Origin of the sequence: Pannonibacter phragmitetus (assembly GCF_050510895.1) — a bacterium.
Taxonomy (GTDB): Bacteria; Pseudomonadota; Alphaproteobacteria; order Rhizobiales; family Stappiaceae; genus Pannonibacter; species Pannonibacter phragmitetus_B.
In genome coordinates, this window is sequence record NZ_JBNINT010000001.1 from 3,693,327 (window position 1) to 3,715,437 (window position 22,111).

Consider the following 22,111-nt stretch of genomic DNA (forward strand, 5'->3'; position numbering starts at 1 on the left):
TTCCGGCTTACTTGTTGGCTGCCTCGAACTCGCGGATCAGGTCGTTGCCGCGCTTGACGAGGTCATCGAGGGCCTGCTGCGAGGTCTTGGAACCGCTCAGCATCTGCTCGAACTCTTCGTCGATGATCGCACGGATCTGGACGTAGTTGCCGAAGCGCAGACCCTTGGAGTTGGCGGTCGGAGCATTGAGCGTCATCTGCTTGATGGAGACGTCCGCGCCCGGGTTCTTTTCGTAGAAGCCCTGCTCCTTGGACAGATCATAGGCGGCCTGCGTGATCGGCAGGTAGCCCGAGAACTGATGCCACTCGGCCTGAACTTCCGGCGAGGACAGGTAGCTGAAGAAGTCGGCAACGCCCTTGTAATCTTCAGCCTGCTTGCCCTGCAGCGCCCAGAGGGTCGCGCCGCCGATGATGGTGTTCTGCGGAGCACCCTTCACGTCGGCATAGTAGGGCAGCATGCTGATGCCGACCTTGAAGTCCTTGGCATTGGCGTTGATGCCAGCGCGGCCTGCGGAAGACTCCATGAACATGGCGCATTCCTGCGAGTAGAACTTCGGAGCAGCATCGTTGCCGCCGCCAGGGCCGCCGTACTGGAAGATGCCTTCGTCCTGCCACTTCTTCAGGTTGCCCCAATGACGGACCTGATACTCACCGTTCAGCGTCAGCTCGGCATCAAGACCGCCGAAGCCGTTTTCCTTCGTGCCGATCGGCAGGTTGTGCCAGGCGGAGAAGTTTTCGGTCTGGATCCAGGAGATCCAGCGCGAAGCAAAGCCGCACTTGGCAGCGCCCGAGTCCATGATCTTCTTGGAGAAGCTCTCGACCTCTTCCCAGGTCTTCGGCGCCACTTCCGGATCAAGGCCAGCCTTCTCGAAGACGTTCTTGTTGTAATAGAACACCGGCGTGGAGGAGTTGAACGGCATGGACAGCATGTTGCCATCGGTGTCGGTGTAGTAGCCGACAACGGCCGGAAGGAAGGCCTTCGGGTCGAAGGCTTCACCCGTATCAGCCATCAGCTGGTAGACCGGATAGACCGCGCCCTTAGCGGCCATCATGGTACCGGTTCCAACTTCAAACACCTGCACGATATGCGGCTGCTGGCCAGCGCGGAAAGCAGCAATGGCTGCCGTCATCGTCTCGGCGTAGCTGCCCTTGTAAGTCGGTACAACCTTGTACTCGCTCTGCGAGGCGTTGTACTTGCTGGCGATCTCTTCGAGCTTCTGGCCCAGCTCACCGCCCATGGCATGCCACCAGGCAATTTCCGTGACAGCGAACGAGGCGGAAGTGGTGCCCATGAGGGCGGCAGCGGCAAAAAGGCCGGCTGCGATATGACGCTTAGCCATTGGTTTCCTGCTCCCTAAACGGCAGCCGCCCCGCTCTGCGGGTCCGGCTCCTGACAGCGCTTGGAACACATCAGCCACACCCGAAAGACGAACTTTCCTGCGGCGGTCCGTGTTTGTCCCTGCGCTTCTTATTGTGTTCATATGAACGGCATATGTCGTTCATATGAACGTTGTACGACAGTTCATGAAGCAGGACAACGCCCCTGTTCAATGCAGCCGTCACATGAACATGAAAAGTGAATGGACCATCGCCTCGCCAGTGAGCGCCGCAATGAAGGTTCCGGCAATGGCTGCCATTCGTTTTGCCAGCTTATCTGTTTTCAACCGCCGGATTCGCGCGATTCCGCGACATTTCTGCACACATGCCTTATCATTTCCGTCATTAGAGGGTATCAGGGTTGATTGCCTGCGCCGCCGGTACACAATCACCCTTCCCGCCTGACAGGTTTTCCTGGAGACGCCATGCACCCCTTTCTCGTCATCTTGCATCTGGCTGCGGCCGTCATGCTCCTGCTCTGGGCCGTGCGGATGGTGCGCACCGGTATGGAGCGGGCACATGGCCCGGCCTTGCGCGATGCGCTGAGGCAGGCAAAGGGCGGGCGCTTCGGCATGGCGATGGCTGGACTGGTGCTGGCCATCCTGCTGCAGAGCTCTACCGCTGTAGGTGTTTTGGCAGCAGGCTTTGCCGCCAGCGGTCTTCTGGGCGCCTCCATGGGCCTTGCAGCACTTCTGGGTGCGGATCTCGGCTCGGCACTGGTGGTGCGCATTCTCGCCTTCGACCTGTCCGAACTGATCCCGCTGCTGCTGCTGGCGGGCTGCGTTCTGTTCCTCAAGTTTGAGGCCCGGCAAGTGCGCCAGCTTGGCCGCATCATTCTGGGCATCGGCTTCGTGCTGCTGTCGCTGAAGATGATCGGCGAAGCCACCGCCCCCTGCGGCACAGCGAGGCGCTGCCTGCAGTCATCACCTATCTGCAGGGCGACCCGCTGACTGCCTTTGCCCTGGTGGCGCTGCTGACCTGGGCGATGCATTCTTCCGTCGCCATGGTGCTGCTGCTGGCAAGCCTTGCCAGCGCTGGCCTTTTGCCACTCGAAGCGGCCCTGCCGATGGTTCTGGGGGCAAACATGGGTGCAGGGCTGATTGCCGTCTGGCTGACGCGCGGGCTGACCATCGAGGCGCGGCGCATTCCCATGGGCAATCTGGTGTTCCGCGCGCTTGGCGCAGCCGCAGCACTGCTGGCGCTCTGGCTTGCCAGCCCGCAGCTGAACTGGCTGGGAAGCGCGCCAGAGGTTCAGATCGTCAATGCCCACGTGCTGTTCAACGCGGTTCTGCTGGTGCTGGCCCTGCCCTTCACCAGCCCCATGCAAAATCTCACTGCCCTCATCCTGCCGCGCCCGCCCGTGGTGGCAGATCCGGTGCAGACACGCCCCCGCACAGCACTGGACCGCTCCACGCTGAAGACCCCGGCCTTGCGCTGGCGTCTGCCAAGCGCGAACTTCTGCTGATGGGCGAAACGGTGGAGCAAATGTACCGGCCCGTGATTGATCTTCTGGCCGGGGCGCAGGATGGCAGCATCGCCGCTTTGCGGGCTCTGGATGGGGAGGTCAATCGCCGCCACACCGAGATCAAGCTTTTCATCGCGGAGGTAAACCGAGGCGAACTGCAGGAGGAGGAAGCCCGCCGCAGCATCGAGCTGACCGACTTTGCCATCAACCTGGAGCATATCGGCGACATCATCGCAAAGATGCTGCTGCCGCTGGCCGAAGAACGCAACCGGCTGGGCCTGCGCTTTTCCGAAGAGGGTTGGGCAGAGATCACCCGCCTGCACGAGCGCGTGCTCGCCAACATGCAGATGGCCATGAACGTGCTCATCTCTGCCGACACAGCCTCGGCGGAGCAGCTGATGCGCGAAAAGGAAGTGATGCGCAAGCTGGAGCGCGACAGCCAGAACAGGCATCTGAAGCGGCTGCAGACCGGCAATCCGGCCAGCATGGCAACCTCCAACATGCACCTGGAACTGGTACGGGCCTTCAAGGAGATCAATTCCTTGCTGGTCACCGTCGCCCATCCCATCCTGGCCGAGCAGGGACTAATCCTTGAAAGCCGTCTGGCGGGCCGCAGCAGCCAGATGCAGGAAAAACCGCCTGAGCGCGGCAAGGGAAACCGGCTTCCAGAAAAAACAAACAATTCCTGACATTTGCACGCCGCCCGCATCACCGGGCGGCGTTTTCTTTCGCATCTGCACAATGCAATGTTGCACGAAGCGTCAAACACCATCTTTACAATAATAATATAGTATGATTTTTTCACTTCCGGCCACGGCCATTCGTGTTCTGGGAGGAACCAATGAAATTGAAGACAGCTCTGGCGGGCATGACGATGCTCGCAACGGTCGCGCTTGCCTCAACCTCAGCGATGGCGCTGACAGTCGGCTTTTCGCAAATCGGATCCGAATCCGGCTGGCGCGCCGCCGAGACGACGCTGACCCGTCAGCAGGCGGAAAAGCGCGGCATTGACCTGAAGTTTGCCGATGCCCAGCAGAAGCAGGAAAACCAGATCAAGGCGCTGCGCTCCTTCATCGCGCAGGGCGTGGACGCCATCCTGCTGGCACCCGTCGTCGCCACCGGCTGGGACGCGGTGCTGAAGGAAGCCAAGGAAGCAGAAATCCCGGTCATCCTGCTTGACCGTATGGTCGACAGCGACAAGGACCTGTACCTGACGGCTGTTGGGTCCGATCTGGTGCATGAAGGGTCTGTCGCGGGTGACTGGCTGGTGAAGGAAGTGAATGGCAAGCCGTGTAACGTGGTGGAGTTGCAGGGCACGACCGGTTCATCCCCTGCCATCGACCGCAAGAAGGGCTTTGAACAGGCGCTGGCCGGTCATGACAACCTGAAGATCATCCGCAGCCAGACCGGCGACTTCACCCGCACCAAGGGCAAGGAAGTCATGGAAAGCTTCCTCAAGGCGGAAAACGGCGGCAAGAACATCTGTGCGCTTTATGCTCACAATGACGACATGGCCGTTGGCGCCATTCAGGCCATCAAGGAAGCGGGCCTGAAGCCGGGCACCGATATTCTGGTCGTCTCCATTGATGCCGTGCCGGATATCTTCCTGGCCATGGCCGCCGGTGAAGCCAACGCCACGGTGGAACTGACGCCGAACATGGCAGGGCCCGCCTTCGACGCCCTGGAGGCTTTCCGCAAGGACGGCACCATGCCCGCGAAGTTCATCCAGACGGAATCGAAGCTCTTCACCAAGGCTGACGACCCGCAGAAGGTCTACGAAGAAAAGAAGGATCTCGGCTACTAAGCCGGTCCTGAAAAAGGGGGCCGGCAGACACCCTCCTGCCGGTCACCCAGCTTCTGACCGCCCTTGCGGCAGCCAACGCCTGCGGAGCAGCGCCGTGACAGACAGATCTACCCACGCCGGGCCGCAGCATCTGCTGCAGGCCACCGGAATCACCAAATCCTTTCCCGGCGCGCTTGCCCTCGACAACGTGGATTTCACCCTGCAGGCGGGCGAGGTGCATGCCCTGCTCGGCGAGAACGGCGCGGGCAAGTCCACGCTGGTGAAATGCCTGACCGGCGCCTACCGGCGCGACCGGGGAGATTCTGCTGGAAGGCCGCAGGATCGACCCGCGCGACACGCTGGACGCCCAGACAATGGGCATCGGCACCGTCTATCAGGAGGTCAATCTTCTGGGAAACCTGACGGTGGCCGAAAATCTCTTCCTCGGCCGCCAGCCGATGCGCTTTGGCATGGTCCGCACCCGCGAGATGGAAGCGCGGGCCAAGGAGCTGCTGGCCGGATATGGCCTTGATATCGACGTACGCCGCAGCCTTTCGGCCTATCCTGTCGCCGTGCAGCAGATCATTGCCATTGCGCGTGCGGCGGATCTCTCCGGCAAGGTGTTGATCCTGGACGAGCCCACCGCCAGCCTCGACACCCAGGAAGTGGAGATGCTGTTCGACGTGGTGCGCGGGCTGAGGGCACGCGGCCTCGGCATCGTCTTCATTTCGCACTTCCTCGATCAGGTCTACGAAATCTGCGATACGGTGACGATCCTGCGCAATGGCCGCAAGGTCGCCACCCGCGCCGCCCTTGGACTGCCGCGTCTTGATCTGGTGGCCCTGATGCTGGGCCGCGACCTAGAGGCAGAGACCCGGGAGCGGGTGGCTTCCGACAGGCCCGATGGTGACGCGCCGCTCCAGTTCCGCCACTTTGGCCGCAAGGGCCATGTCGCCCCCTTCGATCTTTCCGTCCATGCAGGTGAGGTGGTCGGCATGGCCGGCCTGCTGGGCTCCGGCCGCACGGAAACCGCTGAAGTTCTGTTCGGCGCGGCTCCTGCCGATACGGGCGAGGCGCGGATGGATGGGCGGGTGCTGAAGCTGGGCTCCCCCGTCAGGCCATTGCCGAAGGCTTTGCCTTCTGCCCTGAAGACCGCAAGCATGACGGCATCATCGCCGAGCTTTCGATCCGCGAGAACATCGCCCTTGCCCTGCAGGCGCGGCGCGGCTGGCTGCGGCCCGTGCCGCGCAAGGAGCAGGTGGCGCTGGCCGATAAATACATCAAGGCACTCGATATTCGCACCACCAGCCGGGAGAAGCCGATCGGCCAACTTTCCGGCGGCAACCAGCAGAAGGCGCTTCTGGCCCGCTGGCTGGCGCTCAATCCCAAGTTCCTCATTCTCGACGAACCGACACGCGGCATTGATGTGGGGGCCCATGCGGAGATCATCCGCCTGATCGAGGATCTTTGTGCCAAAGGCATGTCGCTGCTGGTGATTTCCTCCGAACTGGAGGAACTGGTGGTCTACAGCCACCGGGTGATCGTGGTGCGCGACCGGGCGCATGTGGCCGAACTGACAGGAGAGGACGTGACCCCGCACAAGGTGATGCAGGCCATCGCGGAGGCCGGGCATGGACATGTTAGAGAACAAGGCCACGCTCAGGACCAGGCCAGAGGAGCAGCCGAATGACGCCCTTCATCGATGCCACTGGCGGCTTCCTCCGGCGCTTTGCGCCGCAACTGATCACGCTCGCCGTGGTGCTAACGCTGAACACCCTGCTGTTCCCCGGCTTTCTCGACATCGGCATTGCCAATGGGCGGCTCTATGGCAGCCTGATCGACATTCTCAACCGCGGCGCACCGGTGGCCCTGCTTGCCATCGGCATGACGCTGGTCATCGCGACGCGCGGCATTGACTTGTCGGTGGGCGCAGTCATGGCCATCTGCGGGGCAGCGGCAGCGGCAACCGTGGCCAGCAGCGGCAGCGCGGTGGCGGCCATCACTGTTGCTCTGGGGATCGGCCTTGCCTGCGGGCTGTGGAACGGCATTCTCGTCGCCCTCCTGAACATCCAGCCGATCATTGCCACCCTCATTCTCATGGTCGCCGGGCGCGGCATTGCCCAGCTGATCACCGAAGGCACCATCCTCACCTTCAACCATGAGGGGCTGATCTTTGTCGGCAGCGGCTCACTCTTCGGGCTGCCCATGCCCGTGGTGCTGTGGCTGGCGGCTGCCATCATCGCGGCTCTGCTGGTACGCCGGACTGCCCTTGGCCTCCTCATCGAGGCTGTGGGCATCAACAGGCGCGCCAGCAGCCTCGCCGGTGTCAATGCAGGGGTTCTGATTGTCGCCGTCTACATGATCTCCGGTTTTGCGGCAGCAGTGGCTGGCATCATCGCAGCGGCCGACATCCGGGGTGCGGATGCCAATAACGCAGGCCTGTGGCTGGAGCTGGACGCCATTCTGGCCGTCGTCATCGGCGGCACCTCGCTCCTTGGCGGACGCTTCACCCTGTTCGGCACGGCCCTTGGCGCGCTCATCATCCAGTCGATCAACACCGGCATCCTGATCTCCGGCTTCCCGCCGGAATTCAATCTGGTGATCAAGGCCAGCATCATCATCGTGATTTTGCTGATCCAGTCCCCCGCCATCCAGAGCCTTTTCACCGTGCTGCGCCGCCAACCGGCAAGCACCGCCAAGAGGAGCTGTCCAAGCCATGACATCCCGCCAGCTTCCGCTTCTCATCACGCTCGCCGTCTTCGTGCTGGCCTATGTGATCTGTTACACCCAGTATCCGGCCATGCTGTCCACGCGCGTTGCGGGCAACCTTTTGACCGACAATGCCTTCCTCGGCATCGCCGCTGTTGGCATGACCTTTGTCATCCTGTCAGGCGGTATTGATCTGTCGGCAGGCTCGGTCATCGCCTTCACCGGCGTACTGCTGGCCGTGCTGATGCGAGACACGTCCATTCACCCGCTGGCGGCTTTCGCGCTGGTGCTGGTGCTCACCTCGGCCTTTGGCGCGGCCATGGGCGGCATCATCCATACTCTTGCCATGCCCGCTTTCATCGTCACTCTGGCAGGCATGTTCCTGGCGCGGGGGCTCGCCTTCGTACTCTCGACCGAATCCATCCCCGTCACCCACGAGTTCTACGGAACCTTGCAGGAGATGTTCATCCGCCTGCCCGGCAAGGGACGGCTGACGCTGATTGGCGGCATCATGCTGCTGACTGTTGCGGCGGGCATTTTCCTTGCCCACCGCACCCGCTTTGGCACCAATGTCTATGCGCTGGGCGGCGGGGTACAGACAGCCCGGCTGATGGGTGTGCCCGTGGGACGCACCACTGTGCTGATCTATGCCCTTTCCGGCTTCCTGTCGGGCCTCGCGGGCATCGTCTTCTCGCTCTACACCTCTGCCGGCTACTCGCTGGCGGCAGTGGGCGTGGAACTGGACGCCATCGCAGCCGTCGTCATCGGCGGCACCCTGCTGACGGGTGGCAGCGGCTATGTGGCAGGAACCTTCGCAGGGGTCCTGATCATGGGATTGATCCAGACCTATATCATCTTCGATGGCTCACTTTCGAGCTGGTGGACCAAGATCGTAATCGGATTGCTGCTCTTTGCTTTCATTTTGTTGCAGAAGGGCCTGGTTTGGTTTACCGGCGGAGCGGACAGGCGCATGCATCAGGCCAGCTAGAGGAGGCCCCGGAGGGCCTTGGGAACCCGGACATGAACGTGATGGAGCCCAGTATCGCAAGTTTCTCTCCACGCAACAGCCATGGGCGCGTGGTGGATGTGCTGGGCCGGGAAATCGTGGAAGGGAAGTACCCTTCCGGCGCTGTCCTTCCGGGTGACAACGAGCTGGCAGAACGCTTCCAGGTGTCGCGCACCGTGCTGCGCGAAGCGATGAAGACGCTGGCCGCCAAGGGCATGGTGCAGGCCCGTGCGCGCATCGGCACCAAGGTGACGGACCGCAAGTACTGGAACCTGTTCGACGGCGATGTGCTGAGCTGGCACTTCAGCGGTGGCGTCGATGCCGCCCTCTTCAATCATCTGTCGGATGTACGGCTGGCACTGGAGCCAGCAGCCGCATCCATGGCGGCCCTCAACGCCAGCGCCGAGGACATCCGCACCCTGCACCGGCTGACCGATGCCATGCGGGACGCGGAAGATGCCCGCGCCTTCGCCGAAGCGGACATGAAGTTCCATCTGGCCGTCCTGGAGGCCTCGCGCAACCCCTTCATGAGCTCCGTCGGCAGCCTCATCGGCGCGGCCCTCGTCAGCATCTTCCGCCTCAGCTCGCCTGCAGGCAGCCGGGAAGGCTTTGCCGAAACCGCTGGCACGCACCGTGCCATTGCCGATGCCGTCGGCCAACGCGATCCTCAAGCCGCTGCAAAGGCCATGGAGCGCGTCATCATCATCGGCCGCGACCGTGTGCTGCCCAGCGCCATACAGGAAGCCACAGACGCCTCTGCGTGACGTCAAAGCCCCTTCACAAGCGGATGACAAAGAGCTTCCGGGTGGTCTCGATCACCTCCCAGATGCCGGAAAAGCCGGGCTGGATGATGAAGCTGTCGCCAGTCTTCAGTTCCCGCACGGTCCCGTCCGCATCCGTCAGCCGGGAATGGCCGGACAGGATCGTACAGAATTCCCATTCATCATAGGAGACACGCCAGGCGCCTGGCGTTGATTCCCAGGCGCCGGTGAACTGCCGCTCATCATCACAGGTCTCCAGCAGCCACGTGGTGAAGCGCGGATCACCCGAGATCACCTTTTCGGGTGCAGGGGCATCATGCTCCGGTGTCAGCTGATCCAGATCGAGCGAAAGAAAATGCTTCATGCGGCCTCGCTGCAGTTCCGAAAATGGTTCCGGACCATGGCACAGGACGGGGAAACGAAAAAGGCAGGTTCAGTTTCCTGAACCTGCCTCGCCGAGGTTACCCTCGAAGTGGTGGAGCCAATCGGAATCGAACCGACGACCTCTTGAATGCCATTCAAGCGCTCTCCCAACTGAGCTATGGCCCCGAAACTTTTAAACCGGCTTGGGTCACCGGCGTCTGTGGAGGCGGGTTATAGAGGGGTCTTTGAATTGATCAAGAGGCTTTCTCGAGAAAAATCAAAAACCGCCTGTGGACAACTCAACCCCTTGAAAAACACCGCATAAATCCGCGCATCCGTGAGCTGGCAAAGGCCCGGGATGGCGAGGATCGCAGCTTTGGCGCACCGGTCTTGCCGATAGCGCCTTCGCCCCGCCCCATGAAGACTGGAGAAACGGATCCGGCAGGAACAGCCTGCCGGATGCTCACTTCAGCAGTTGCCCGCCTCAGCGGTCGGTGTCGTCGTCCATCTCGACAACGATGCCCGGGACGGCTTCGTCTTCGTCTTCCTCATCCTCGATGAAGACATCGTCATCCGCGTCATCGTCGATGGCCGCTTCGTCGTCATCACCCAGATCCGGAACGATATCGCCCTCGGCCTCGGCATCAGCCTCTTCCAGGGAGACCAGCTCGGGAGCCACCAGATCCTCTTCATCCTCGTCCTCGTCCTCCTGCTGGACGACGCGAGAAGCCTTGGCAGCGCGGCTGCTCGACACAATGTCGAACAGGGTGCCGCACTTCGGGCAGGTGATGGGGTTGCGGTTCAGGTCGTAATATTTGGCGCCGCAGCTAGGGCACAGCCGCTTTGTGCCGAGTTCAGGTTTTGCCACCGTGCTTACCCTTTGTTCGTGCTCGAGGGTTTGTACAAATTCTATCTCCGGCACTTCCGGGCTGGAACGCCTCTGTCCAGTCCGCAAACGCCGGGGGCCGTCTTGCTCAAGGCGCGGCCCTTAACCGCGGCGCGCCTTCATGTCAAAGCCAAATGACCGGCCTCGTTGACTGAAGCATTCTCAGGCGCTGCGCAAGCAAAAATTCGTGCCATCCCGCACTCGCGGATGACGGGGGCATGGACCCGTGTTAGGAGTGACCACTTTTTCAGGCTCCGCAACTTCCGGAATTGACCATGTCTCACGCTTCGACGCCCCGCCCCTTGCGTTCGCGCGCCGGTTCCGCCCTCACGGGCCGCATCCGCGTGCCGGGGGACAAATCCGTCTCGCACCGCTCGCTGATGTTCGGCGCCCTGGCTGTCGGCCGTACCACCGTGACCGGCCTGCTGGAAGGCGAGGACGTGCTGAACACCGCAGGCGCCATGCGTGCGGCGGGTGCACGCATCCACAGGGACGAGAACGGCACCTATCACATCGACGGTGTTGGCCTCGGCAGCCTGCTGGAGCCGGAAGACGTGATCGATTTCGGCAATGCCGGCACAGGCGTGCGCCTGACCATGGGCATCTTCGGTACCCATCCGATTGCCGCCACCTTCGTGGGTGATGCGTCCCTGTCCCGACGCCCGATGGGCCGCGTGCTGGACCCGCTGCGCCAGATGGGCACGCAGGTCGTCGCCCGCGCCGGAGACCGGCTGCCGCTGTCCATCCGCGGCGCCGACATGCCCCTGCCGATCACCTACCGGGTGCCCATGCCGTCGGCGCAGGTGAAGTCGGCCGTGCTGCTGGCTGGCCTCAACACGCCGGGCGAGACGGTCGTGATCGAACCCATCGCCACCCGTGACCACACCGAGAAGATGCTCGCCGGCTTCGGCGCCGATATCTCCGTCACGATTGACGAGCAGGGTTCCCGTATCATCCGCCTCAAGGGCCGCCCGGAACTGAAGGCGCAGGATATTGACGTGCCGGGCGACCCCTCGTCCGCCGCTTTCCCGATCGTCGCCGCGCTGATCACACCGGGCTCTGACGTCACGGTGGAAAACGTGCTGCTGAACGAGCACCGCACCGGGCTCATCACCACCCTGATCGAGATGGGCGGCGACATCACCATCGAGAACGAGCGCATGGCCGGCGGCGAGCGCGTTGGCGATATCCGCGTCAAGGCGAGCAAGCTGAAGGGCGTCACCGTTCCGGCGAACCGCGCGCCTTCCATGATTGACGAATATCCGGTGCTCGCAGTGGCCGCGGCCTTTGCTGAGGGCGACACCCACATGCCCGGCCTTGAAGAACTGCGGGTGAAGGAATCCGACCGTCTGGCGGCTGTCGCCCGCGGGCTGGAGGCCAATGGCATCCCTTGCAAGGAAGGCGAAGCAGATCTGACCGTAACGGGCGGTGCGTCCGGCATCGGCGGCGGCATCGTGACGACGCACCTCGACCATCGCATCGCCATGAGCTTCCTTGTGCTCGGTCTTGCCAGCGACAAGGCCGTAACGGTGGACGACGGCGCGGTGATCGCCACCAGCTTCCCCACCTTCACCAGCCTCTTTGCAGGCCTGGGAGCCGAGATCAGCGAACTGGAGGACGCGCGCGCATGATCATTGCCATCGACGGACCCGCCGCTTCCGGCAAGGGCACGCTTGCCCGCCGCCTCGCCGCCCATTTCGGCCTGCGGCATCTGGACACCGGCCTCACCTACCGGGCTGTTGCCGCCGCGCTTCTGGCGCAGGGCCTGCCGCTCGGAGACGAAAAGGTGGCCGTCGATATCGCTGGGCGCCTGGACCTTGGCCACATGGACCGCAGCGCCCTCTCCGCCCATGAGGTTGGAGAGGCAGCTTCACGCATCGCCGTGCTGCCGGGCCTTCGCGATGAGCTTGTACGCCTGCAACGCGCCTTTGCGCAGACGCCTCCCGGCGCGGTTCTGGACGGCCGCGACATCGGCACGGTGGTCTGCCCTGATGCGGATGTGAAGCTCTATGTCACCGCTGCCCCCGAGGCCCGCGCCAAGCGCCGCACGGCGGAAATTCAGTCTCAAGGCAAGGAGGCGGATTTTGCCTCGGTGCTCGAAGATCTGAAGCGCCGGGACGAGCGGGACATGAACAGAACCGTCGCTCCGCTGCGTCAAGCGGAGGGTGCGCACTTGCTAGATACGACGGGAATGGATATAGAGACGGCGTTCCAGGCAGCTGTGGATATCATCACCGCCGCCCGGGCATCCTGATCAGGAGCCTCGGAAAGACCCGCCCGGCCATGCCGGAGAGCGGGATTTCGGCTTGATCAAACAGGCAGCCTTATCACGGGCAGATGGGTCATCCCCTTCTACACCGGGACAGGCCGCATAAAGGAATTCCGGTTCGGGCAGCCGCTGATGCAGTGCCTGAGCCAAGGACGTTACGGATCTCCGCCTTCCGTCCGCCGGCCCGCGCCGGATCTGCCTTCTGGGCTGGTTCTGCGTGGAAGGATGCCACCTTGCGGTGGCGTCCCGGAAGGAACGGGGGTCCATCATCAACACCAGCCCAGCCGGCGACGCCAGCAATGGCACCAGGAGTTTTTATGTCTGCAATGAACCCCTCCACCGAGGATTTCGCCGCCCTTCTGAACGAGTCCTTCAGCACGAACGACCTGTATGAAGGGTCCGTCGTCAAGGGCATCATCGTTGCCATCGAGAAGGACCTCGCCGTCATCGACGTTGGTCTGAAGGTCGAAGGCCGTGTTCCGATGAAGGAATTCGGCGTCAAGGGCCGTGATGGCGATCTGAAGGTTGGCGACGAGGTCGAGGTCTATCTCGAGCGCGTCGAAAACGCCCTCGGCGAAGCCGTGCTGTCGCGCGAAAAGGCGCGCCGCGAAGAAAGCTGGGTCCGTCTCGAAGTGTCGTTCGAGAAGGGCGAGAAGGTCACCGGCCAGATCTTCAACCAGGTCAAGGGCGGCTTCACCGTCGATCTGGATGGCGCCGTTGCCTTCCTGCCGCGTTCGCAGGTCGATATCCGCCCGGTGCGCGATGTCACCCCGCTGATGCACACCCCGCAGCCGTTCCAGATTCTGAAGATGGACAAGCGCCGCGGCAACATCGTGGTGTCCCGCCGCGTCGTGCTGGAAGAGACCCGCGCCGAGCAGCGTTCGGAGCTGGTGCAGAGCCTGGAAGAAGGCCAGACCGTGGAAGGCGTGGTCAAGAACATCACCGATTACGGTGCGTTCGTCGACCTCGGCGGCATCGACGGCCTGCTGCATGTCACCGACATTGCATGGCGCCGCATCAACCACCCGTCGGAAGTTCTCACCATCGGCCAGTCCGTCCGCGTGCAGATCATCCGCGTCAACCAGGACACGCACCGCATCAGCCTCGGCATGAAGCAGCTTGAGACTGATCCGTGGGATGGCATCGAAGCCAAGTACCCGATCAGCGCCAAGTTCTCGGGCCGCGTGACCAACATCACCGATTACGGTGCATTCGTTGAGCTGGAGCCGGGCATCGAAGGCCTGATCCACGTGTCCGAAATGTCCTGGACCAAGAAGAACGTCCATCCGGGCAAGATCGTTTCGACCTCTCAGGAAGTCGACGTCATGGTCCTGGAAGTCGATCCGGTCAAGCGCCGCATCTCGCTCGGTCTCAAGCAGACCCTGCAGAACCCGTGGGATGCTTTCGCAGAGCGCTTCCCGGTCAACACGGAAGTCGAAGGCGAAGTCAAGAACAAGACCGAATTCGGTCTGTTCATCGGCCTCGAAGGCGACGTGGACGGCATGGTGCACCTCTCCGACCTCGACTGGAACCGTCCGGGCGAGCAGGTCATCGAGGAGTACAAGAAGGGCGACATGGTCAAGGCCGTGGTGCTCGACGTGGACGTGGAGAAGGAGCGTATCTCGCTCGGCATCAAGCAGCTCGGCGGTGATCCGTTCGAAGCTGGCGCCGCTGGCGAACTGCGCAAGAACGCCATCGTCTCCTGCGAAGTCATCGAAGTGAAGGATGGCGGTCTGGAAGTGAAGGTTGCGGACAGTGATCTGACCACCTTCGTCCGCCGCGCCGATCTGGCCCGCGACCGCGATGGACAGCGCCCCGAGCGTTTCTCGGTTGGCGACAAGTTCGACGCCCGCATCACCCAGTTCGACAAGAAGACCCGCCGCATCTCCGTCTCCATCAAGGCGCTTGAAATCGCCGAGGAGAAGGAAGCCGTGGCACAGTACGGTTCTTCCGACACGGGTGCTTCGCTCGGCGACATCCTGAGCGCCGCTCTGAAGGCCCGCGACGAAGACTGATCTTCGTCCGGTCACCTGACCTGAAACTGGAACGCCCCGGTCAAAAGCCGGGGCGTTTCGTTTGTGTGGGGCGGCTCTCGCCAAGACGGAACGGCGCGTGTAGTCTGCCGCCTCTGCCCCGTATGCCGGGGCGCTGGAAGGACGACGGAACGCACATGATCCGCTTTGATCTCAATCCCCGCCTTGAAGGGGACAGCCTGCACGTAACGGATCTGCCGCTCTGCGCAGTCCGGCTGATGAAGGATGCCAACTACCCCTGGGTGCTGCTGGTGCCGCGCCACAGCGACCTGATCGAGATCATCGACCTTTCCGAAGATGACCGCCTGCAGCTGATGCGTGAGATCGCCCGTGTCAGCGAGGCCCTGCGTGACATTACGGCTTGCGAAAAGCTGAATGTCGGCGCCCTTGGCAACATGGTCTCCCAGCTCCATCTGCACATTATTGCAAGGTTCCACGAGGACCCGGCCTGGCCCGGCCCGGTGTGGGGAGCTGTTCCGGCCAAGCCCTATGATCCGGGCGTGGCGGAGGATCTGATCACACGGCTGCGCGCCGCGCTGGATGCCGGGCAGCTGGCCTGAGCGGGGCGCCTGAGCCGAACCATTTCCGAGGAGACTGAACTGATGGCATCTGACGCTGTGGCCCTGGCGAACACGCCGGCCAGCATGAGCTTTACCGTGAACCCGCTCGACCGCTGTTCGGAACTGCGCGGCAAAACGGAGTGGCTCATTGAACAGATGACACGGCCTGACGCCCGTTTCGTGGCCTCGACGGCAGGAAAGCTGGTGCTGACCCGCGACAGTGGCGCGCCGTCGATCCGGCACGGCCGGGCCGGTGCCGACCGGTTGGGCTTTGATCCGGCGGAGGCCATTCTGCTTGGTCTGGAAGGAGATCAGCGCCGCCCGCTGTTCGCCTTTGCCTGCACCGGGACAGACGAAGAGCTCGAAATCCGCCCGGATCTTGAAGTCATCGATCTGCGCAGTCTTGCCGTCCGCGCCGATCTGCCGGAGGCCGATCTGGGTGCACTCGCCCAGACGCGTGCACTTGTGCACTGGCACATGAGCCACCGGTTTTGCTCGCGCTGCGGCCAGAAAAGCGTCATGGCGGAAGCCGGTTACCGGCGTGATTGCCCGGCCTGCGGCGCCATGCATTTCCCGCGTACCGACCCTGTGGTGATCATGCTCATCACCCATGAAGACAAGGTTCTGCTGGGCCGCCCGCCGCGCCTTGCGGAAGGCATCTTCACCGTTCTGGCAGGGTTCATGGAGCCGGGTGAGACCATTGAAGATGCGGTGCGGCGCGAGACCTACGAAGAATCGCGCATCCGTGTCGGCGAGGTCTCCATCGTGCTGAACCAGCCATGGCCCTTCCCCGCCAACCTGATGCTTGGCTGTACGGGCGAAGCGCTGACGCAGGAAATCTCCTTCGAGCAGGACGAGCTGGAAGCCTGCCGCTGGTGTGACCGGGCAGAAGTGCGCCAGATGATGGATGGCACCCATCCGCTCGGCCACCGCACGCCGCCGCCCATTTCCATTGCCCATCAGCTGATTGCTGGATGGATGGCAGAGGACGGCGTATGACGGGCAACGGGCGCGTCTGCGTCTATCTCACCCATCCGGAGGTGCAGATCGACCCAGCCGTGCCTGTGCCGGAATGGGGCCTCTCGGAAACCGGACGCCAGCGGGCACAGCGGGCCCCTTTCCTGTCATGGGCAGCCGGCATCCACCACGTGGTTTCGAGCGGCGAGCGCAAGGCCATCGAAACGGCCGAAATCTTCGCCGCCGCCCGCGGACTTGCCGTCACAATCGTCGAAGCCACCCACGAGAATGACCGCTCCGCGACCGGGTTTCTGCCGCCAGCCGAATTTGAAGACGTGGCCAATGCCTTTTTCGCAGAGCCAGAAGTCAGCGTGCGCGGCTGGGAGCGTGCCATTGATGCCCAGGCCCGGATCACCGGGGCCGTCCGGTCCGTTCTGGCGGCCGTTCCGGAGACGGACGGCGTGCTCTTTTGCGGGCATGGCGCAGTGGGCACGCTGTTGAAGTGCCACCTCCTCGGCCTGCCCATTGACCGCGCCCATGACCAGCGGTCGGGCGGCAACTGGTATGCCTTTGATCCGCAGGATCTCGACCGGCGCGAGGCCTCGGGCCTCGACTGGATTGCGCTCTGAGGGCCATCTGTGATGCCCTGCATCAGCCACGCCTGACGCGGTCTGGCCGAATCAGCCGCTTCGAGCGACACTGAAGCTCCTTGAACAGCCCGGATTACCCATGCTGACCCTGCGTCTTGCAGCTCTTGTTGCCAGCCTTGTTGCCATCTGCACCGTCACGAACCCGGCGCAGGCTGCCTACGAGGCCGAGTTCCGTGCCTTCCTCTCAGACAAGGTGGCGCCCGCGGCCCGCGCTGCCGGAGTGCCCCAATCCGTGATCGACCGGGAACTCTCCGGCCTGACACCGGATGAGAAATTACCCGGCCTCAGCCGCCCTGACCGGCCGGAAGCCCCCGCCGCCGTCAATTTCCAGGCCGAGTTCAAGGCCCCCGGCGGCTACTTTCAGGACAAGCAGTTTCGCGCTCTGGCGGGCCCGGGCCGGTCCCTGATGCAGAAACATGCCGCCACCCTGAAAGCCGTGGAAGCGCACTACGGCGTTCCGGCGCGGATCATCCTGGCCATCTGGGGCCGCGAGACCGGCTATGGCGCTGCGAAGATCCCGCATGATGGCCTGCGCGTTGTCGCAACCCGCGCTTTCATGGGCGAACGGCGGGAGTTCTTTCTGGACGAAACGGTGGCCGCGTTGCAGATCCTTGCCGATGGCCACATCACCCGTACTGAACTGAAGAGCTCCTGGGGCGGTGCCATGGGCCAGCCGCAGTTCCTGCCCTCTTCCTTCCTGAAATATGCCGTCGATTTCGATGGCGACGGCCGACGCGACATCTGGCGCTCCGTCCCCGATACGCTGGCGTCTATCGCCAACTATCTCAGCCAGCATGGCTGGGAGCGTGGGCGCGACTGGGGCTATGAGGTGGTCCTGCCGCCGTCTGTCTCCTGTTCCCGCGAGGGGCCGGACCAGCAGCAGGCCATCTCCCGCTTTGTCCGTGAGGGCGTCACCCGCGTGCGCGGGCGCGAGTTTCCAAAGGCAGAGCTCGGCAAGCCCGCCAATATCCTGATGCCCGCCGGGCGCCATGGCCCGGCCTTTCTGGCCACCGGCAACTTCTATGTTCTGAAGGCCTATAACGAGAGCGACGTCTACGCCCTCTTCGTAGGCCATCTGGCCGACCGGTACGGCCGCGACGAAGGCTTTGATGCGCGCTGGGACCCCACGCCGCATCTTTCGCGCGGCGCCGTACGTGACCTGCAGCTGAAAATGCAGAAGGCCGGTTATGACGTGGGCAAACCCGACGGCCTCATCGGCTTCAAGACCCGCCGCTCCCTTGGCATGATGCAGGAAAAGGCAGGCCGGCCGGCGACATGCTGGCTGGAGTGAGGGAGGCCCCCTCCCTCACCCTGCGGCCTTATACCAAGGCATTCGATGCTGGCGCAACTCGCCTTGAAATTGCTCAGGCGCCGCACAGGCTTAACCAGCTCGATGAGTTGAGCTCATCGAGAGCTGGTATTACGCCCCTCACTCGTCTCGTCGAGACGCTTGAGGAAAGCGATACGGTCCATGACCTGCGCGGAGCCCTGCTGGTGCATCTGACTGATCTCGGTCAGGTCCTGCAGCGACCGCTCGATGTTGCCGGCCTGGGCGAAGACCTCATCCACCCGCAGGACGATGTGCTTGTAGCGCTCGCCCTCGCGCGCGAACTGGTCACGGGTGGCGTCAATGATTCCGCCCAATTCACCCAGAGACACCTCAATATCGCCAATGGCCTTCTGGGTGTGGCCGAGCGATGCCTTGGTGTCGTTGGCCAGCTTCTTCACTTCCCCAGCAACGACACTGAAGCCCTTGCCGGCCTCGCCGGCACGGGCGGCTTCAATGGTGGCGTTGAGGGCGAGAAGGTTGGTCTGGGCGGTGATGTTGTCGATGATGCCCAGCACCTGGCGCAGGGAGTTGAGCGATTCAGCCACGCTGCCGAACTTGCTGGCCAGCTGAGCGGACTTGTCTTCTTCCGCCCCCTTTGCGGAGCCGCTGTCACCAGCCATGGCACCACGGATGTTGTTGATCACATTGCCGACTTCCGACACCTCGGTCACGACATTCTCGATCCGGCTGGAGGCCCCCAGATAGTGGGCGATATCATCAACCACCTGTGAGCGCAGCATATTCAGCACCTGCACCTGATTGAGGCGGCGGCGGGTGAAATACTCGACAAAGCTGGCGTAGTGGATGGGGAAATTGTCGATGAAGTCGTCCTTCCAGACGCGTCCATCATCTTCAAAGAAGACGAGAGCAACGAGGGTCTGGTTGATGTTGACGCCCAAAAGCTCGCCGAACGTGGAGAACCCTGCGACCGGCGCCGGCCAAAGCCCCGTGGCATTGCGCAGTTCCGGTCCGTTGGACAGGCGCCGCAGGATGCAGTCGTTCATCATCACGGCAACCGGCTTCGGCTTGCCAGACAGGAACTGGCTGATGTCCCGGCGGGTCTGCTCGATGAAACCGGTAGCCTCCAGAAGGTAGAGGGCATCACCGGGCGCGATATCGCAGTAGAAGGTAATGACTTCGTTCTGGAGATCGATACCGGAGATCGAGCGGACGAACACTTCACCGCCGATTTCAACCCCGCAGGTGCGGTTCTGCAGTGCCTTTTCCAGCCCGTCCGGAGTGACGCCGAGCGCCTGTGACAGGGCGCGGACAAGGGAAATGGTCTGGCCCGAGGCCGGGTCCATCACCGCACTCACCGTGCGCCGGTCCATGTCCGCATCCACGACGACGAAGCGGGTCTGCGTCTTGCGGAAGTTGTGGCTGCGCATCACGCCATAACGGTAGGCTTCGGCGACCTTGATGAAGACGACGACAGCATGGTTCTCCAGCACACGCTTTCCGTCGAAAAGCCGTGTGGTCTTGAATTCCAGCGTGCCGCCAGCCGAACCACCGATGAAGCAGCAGGGGAACCGCCGGGTGCGGTACACAGCCTCCATGAAGTAGTTTTCGGAGAGCGATAAGCCGTCGATGAAGGTCAGCGCAAAGGCAGACCTTGCTTCCAGCGGGAAGGAGGGACGCACGCTTTCAAGGCCGGACATGATGCGGTGAATCCGGCTTTCCCGGTCAAGGGGCCTTTGCCCGCCGCGCAAGTCCTCGCTGTGCAGCGGCACGGCAAAAATCTCGGCCTTTTCAACGAGAGCACCGCCAAACACCTGCAGCACAACGGAGCGCCAGTTGCCCGAGGCACTGCAGTAAACGCCCTCGCCCGCCTCAGCGCACAGCTCTCCCGCCGTGGTCGTGCCGATGACCATGGCCCCTTCCGCAAGGCGCTGCAAGCGGCTCATCACGGTCTGGAAATCCACATTCGGCGAGACGTAGGCAAGCACCAGACGGGGCGCTGAGCCTTGGATCTGAAGATCTGCGGGGGAGAGGCCGGACAGGCTGTCATCCGTCCGGATCGTGCTCACGGGCGCACCGGCGCGCTCCCCTGCTCTTCCGCGGCATCCGTCTTGGGCACGGACAGGTTCTGCTTTTCTGTTGTTGCCGCTGGCTTGCGCTTCTTCCCGAACATGCCAGTTCTCTCCCCGAAGTCGGTCTCATTCCCTGAAGGAAACAGACCCAAACTCTCAGGGACAGCACATAACGAAGCGTAAATTTGGACCGTCAACCCCGGTCAGAAGGCAAGGTTTTCAGTGAAATAGAACTTCCGAAAGAAACAAACTCGAGAAGATTCCCATGAGTAAACACAAATACCTAGGTTAAAATAACAGGCTACTCACTCACCAATCCCGCATCAGCCGTTTCAAGATTGAAGGCGGCGGACATGAGGGCGCGGGTATAACCGGAGGCCGGACTGGTGAAGACCTGCGACGCGGTGCCCGCCTCCACCACTTTGCCATGGCGCATGACGATCACGTCATTGGCCAGCGCCCGCACGACCTTAAGGTCATGCGAGATGAAGAGATAGGCAAGGCCACGGCGCTTCTGCAGGTCACGCAACAGGTCCACCACCTGCGCCTGAACGCTCATGTCGAGGGCGGAGGTCGGCTCGTCCAGCATGACGAATTTCGGCTCCAGCACCAGAGCGCGGGCAATGGAAATGCGCTGTCGCTGGCCGCCAGAAAACTCATGCGGATAACGGAAACGGGAAGCGGCATCGAGCCCCACTTCCTCAAGCGCCGTTGCCACCAGCCGGTCACGCTCTGCCTCGCTCAGGCGCGGCTGATGCACCTTGAGGCCCTCGCCGACGATATCGGCAACGGACATGCGGGGGCTGAGCGCGCCGAAGGGGTCCTGGAACACGATCTGCATGTCGCGCCGCAGCGGGCGCATGTCATCCCAGGACAGGCCGGAGATGGTCTTGTCCTTGAAGCGGATGGCGCCTTGCGAGGAGATCATGCGCAGGATGGCAAGGCCCAGCGTCGTCTTGCCGGAACCGCTCTCGCCGACGATGCCCAGCGTCTGTCCCTCGCGCAGCGTGAGGTCAATGCCATCCACCGCCTTGACGTGGCCCACGGTGCGGCGCAGCAGGCCACGGCGGATGGGAAACCAGACCTTCAGGTCCTTCGTCTCCACCACCACCGGGCGCGTCAGATCCTCGGCGGGCGGCTCGCCCTTGGGCTCTGCGGCCAGCAGATGGCGGGTATAGGCGTGCTGCGGATCGCGGAACACGTCTTCCACTGGCCCCTGCTCGACGATCTGGCCTTTCGTCATCACACAGACCCGATCGGCGATCTTGCGCACGATGCCAAGGTCATGGGTGATGAACAGCATGGCCATGCCGCGTGCCGTCTGCAGGTCCTTCAGAAGCTTCAGGATCTGTGCCTGCACGGTCACATCAAGGGCCGTGGTCGGCTCGTCGGCAATCAAAAGCTCCGGCTCGTTGGCGAGCGTCATGGCGATCATCACGCGCTGGCGCTGACCACCGGAAAGCTGGTGCGGATAGGAGCCGAGGCGGGTTTCCGGCTCCGGGATGCCCACCTGCGTCAGCAATTCCAGCACCCGTGCCCGTGCGGCCTTGCCGCCCATGCCGCGATGGACCTTGAGGATTTCCTCGATCTGCCGCTCCACCGTGTGCAGCGGATTGAGCGAGGTCATCGGCTCCTGGAAGATCATGGAAATGTCGTTGCCGCGAAGCTTGCGCATCTCATCTTCGCTGGCCGCGACAAGCTCCTTGCCCTTGAAATGGATCGTTCCGCCCGGATGGGACGCTGCCGGATAGTTCAGGAGCTTGAGGATCGACATGGCCGTCACCGACTTGCCCGATCCGCTTTCCCCACCAGCGCCAGCGTTTCGCCGGGGCGGATGTCAAAGCTCACCTTGTTGACCGCAAGGCTGGTGGCTCCGCCTTGCGTAAAGGCGGTGCAGAGATCCTTGACGGAAAGAAGCGGCGTGTCGGTCATT

The 22,111-nt window shown here is 62.8% G+C and carries 15 protein-coding genes, 1 tRNA gene and 4 pseudogenes; 14 read left to right on the top strand and 6 right to left on the bottom strand.

Features of this window, described 5'->3' with window-relative positions:
* Nucleotides 1-7 precede the first annotated feature (7 nt).
* Entirely contained in the window at nucleotides 8-1,339 is a 1,332-nt protein-coding gene (ugpB, locus tag ACQB61_RS17730; protein ID WP_430513696.1) for a sn-glycerol-3-phosphate ABC transporter substrate-binding protein UgpB, read from the bottom strand.
* Between the two features lie 184 nt (nucleotides 1,340-1,523).
* Here ugpB and ACQB61_RS17735 point away from each other — a divergent pair, with 184 nt between their 5' ends.
* The 7 genes and pseudogenes from ACQB61_RS17735 (at nucleotide 1,524) to ACQB61_RS17765 (ending at nucleotide 9,103) form a co-directional block, all read left to right on the top strand.
* Nucleotides 1,524-1,781 (top strand): hypothetical protein, encoded by a 258-nt coding sequence (locus ACQB61_RS17735; protein ID WP_430513697.1) that lies wholly within the window; start codon nucleotides 1,524-1,526, stop codon nucleotides 1,779-1,781.
* A gap of 20 nt (nucleotides 1,782-1,801) precedes the next feature.
* Nucleotides 1,802-3,530 (top strand): annotated as a pseudogene (locus ACQB61_RS17740) (Na/Pi cotransporter family protein).
* A gap of 152 nt (nucleotides 3,531-3,682) precedes the next feature.
* On the top strand, nucleotides 3,683-4,645 hold the full coding sequence (ytfQ, locus tag ACQB61_RS17745) for a galactofuranose ABC transporter, galactofuranose-binding protein YtfQ (RefSeq protein ID WP_430513698.1): 963 nt from the start codon (nucleotides 3,683-3,685) through the stop codon (nucleotides 4,643-4,645).
* 94 nt (nucleotides 4,646-4,739) lie between these two features.
* Nucleotides 4,740-6,314, top strand: a pseudogene (gene ytfR / locus ACQB61_RS17750) (galactofuranose ABC transporter, ATP-binding protein YtfR).
* Nucleotides 6,311-7,285 (top strand): annotated as a pseudogene (locus ACQB61_RS17755) (ABC transporter permease); the annotation flags it as partial. The pseudogenes ytfR and ACQB61_RS17755, both read left to right, overlap by 4 nt.
* 55 nt (nucleotides 7,286-7,340) lie before the next feature.
* Nucleotides 7,341-8,321: a galactofuranose ABC transporter, permease protein YjfF gene (yjfF, locus tag ACQB61_RS17760; protein WP_430513699.1), complete on the top strand. Its 981-nt coding sequence runs from the start codon at nucleotides 7,341-7,343 to the stop codon at nucleotides 8,319-8,321.
* A gap of 41 nt (nucleotides 8,322-8,362) precedes the next feature.
* A complete protein-coding gene (locus tag ACQB61_RS17765) occupies nucleotides 8,363-9,103 on the top strand; it encodes a FadR/GntR family transcriptional regulator (protein WP_430514405.1) in 741 nt (246 codons plus the stop codon).
* Nucleotides 9,104-9,116: 13 nt separating this feature from the next.
* Here the strand turns inward: ACQB61_RS17765 and ACQB61_RS17770 are convergent, their stop codons facing one another.
* The 3 genes from ACQB61_RS17770 to ACQB61_RS17780 form a co-directional block, all read right to left on the bottom strand.
* The gene (locus ACQB61_RS17770) at nucleotides 9,117-9,464 is read right to left on the bottom strand and encodes a cupin domain-containing protein (protein ID WP_430513700.1); all 348 of its coding nucleotides are present in this window, start codon (nucleotides 9,462-9,464) and stop codon (nucleotides 9,117-9,119) included.
* 109 nt (nucleotides 9,465-9,573) lie between these two features.
* Nucleotides 9,574-9,649: transfer RNA gene (locus ACQB61_RS17775), tRNA-Ala, on the bottom strand.
* A gap of 298 nt (nucleotides 9,650-9,947) precedes the next feature.
* Nucleotides 9,948-10,331 carry a TIGR02300 family protein gene (locus tag ACQB61_RS17780; protein WP_430513701.1) on the bottom strand — a complete coding sequence of 128 codons (384 nt, stop codon included), beginning with the start codon at nucleotides 10,329-10,331 and terminating at the stop codon, nucleotides 9,948-9,950.
* Between the two features lie 293 nt (nucleotides 10,332-10,624).
* Between ACQB61_RS17780 and aroA the strand changes: the two genes are divergently transcribed.
* The 7 genes from aroA (at nucleotide 10,625) to ACQB61_RS17815 (ending at nucleotide 18,109) form a co-directional block, all read left to right on the top strand.
* Complete coding sequence (gene aroA, locus ACQB61_RS17785) at nucleotides 10,625-11,980, top strand: 3-phosphoshikimate 1-carboxyvinyltransferase (protein WP_430513702.1); 1,356 nt, start codon at nucleotides 10,625-10,627, stop codon at nucleotides 11,978-11,980.
* A complete protein-coding gene (cmk, locus tag ACQB61_RS17790) occupies nucleotides 11,977-12,603 on the top strand; it encodes a (d)CMP kinase (RefSeq protein WP_430513703.1) in 627 nt (208 codons plus the stop codon). Before aroA ends, cmk begins: the two co-directional genes overlap by 4 nt.
* A gap of 332 nt (nucleotides 12,604-12,935) precedes the next feature.
* Nucleotides 12,936-14,633: a 30S ribosomal protein S1 gene (rpsA, locus tag ACQB61_RS17795; RefSeq protein WP_430513704.1), complete on the top strand. Its 1,698-nt coding sequence runs from the start codon at nucleotides 12,936-12,938 to the stop codon at nucleotides 14,631-14,633.
* Nucleotides 14,634-14,788: 155 nt separating this feature from the next.
* Complete coding sequence (locus ACQB61_RS17800) at nucleotides 14,789-15,211, top strand: HIT domain-containing protein (protein WP_430513705.1); 423 nt, start codon at nucleotides 14,789-14,791, stop codon at nucleotides 15,209-15,211.
* A gap of 42 nt (nucleotides 15,212-15,253) precedes the next feature.
* On the top strand, nucleotides 15,254-16,210 hold the full coding sequence (gene nudC / locus ACQB61_RS17805; protein ID WP_430513706.1) for an NAD(+) diphosphatase: 957 nt from the start codon (nucleotides 15,254-15,256) through the stop codon (nucleotides 16,208-16,210).
* Complete coding sequence (locus ACQB61_RS17810; protein ID WP_430513707.1) at nucleotides 16,207-16,797, top strand: histidine phosphatase family protein; 591 nt, start codon at nucleotides 16,207-16,209, stop codon at nucleotides 16,795-16,797. The genes nudC and ACQB61_RS17810 overlap by 4 nt, the downstream gene beginning before the upstream one ends.
* 100 nt (nucleotides 16,798-16,897) lie before the next feature.
* On the top strand, nucleotides 16,898-18,109 hold the full coding sequence (locus ACQB61_RS17815; RefSeq protein ID WP_430513708.1) for a lytic murein transglycosylase: 1,212 nt from the start codon (nucleotides 16,898-16,900) through the stop codon (nucleotides 18,107-18,109).
* A 113-nt stretch (nucleotides 18,110-18,222) separates the two neighbouring features.
* Here the strand turns inward: ACQB61_RS17815 and ACQB61_RS17820 are convergent, their stop codons facing one another.
* Together ACQB61_RS17820 and ACQB61_RS17825 are read right to left on the bottom strand one after the other, a co-directional pair.
* Nucleotides 18,223-20,175, bottom strand: coding sequence for a methyl-accepting chemotaxis protein (locus ACQB61_RS17820; RefSeq protein ID WP_430513709.1), 1,953 nt, complete (start codon nucleotides 20,173-20,175; stop codon nucleotides 18,223-18,225).
* A gap of 304 nt (nucleotides 20,176-20,479) precedes the next feature.
* Nucleotides 20,480-22,110: pseudogene (locus ACQB61_RS17825) on the bottom strand (ABC transporter ATP-binding protein).
* Nucleotide 22,111 lies beyond the last annotated feature (1 nt).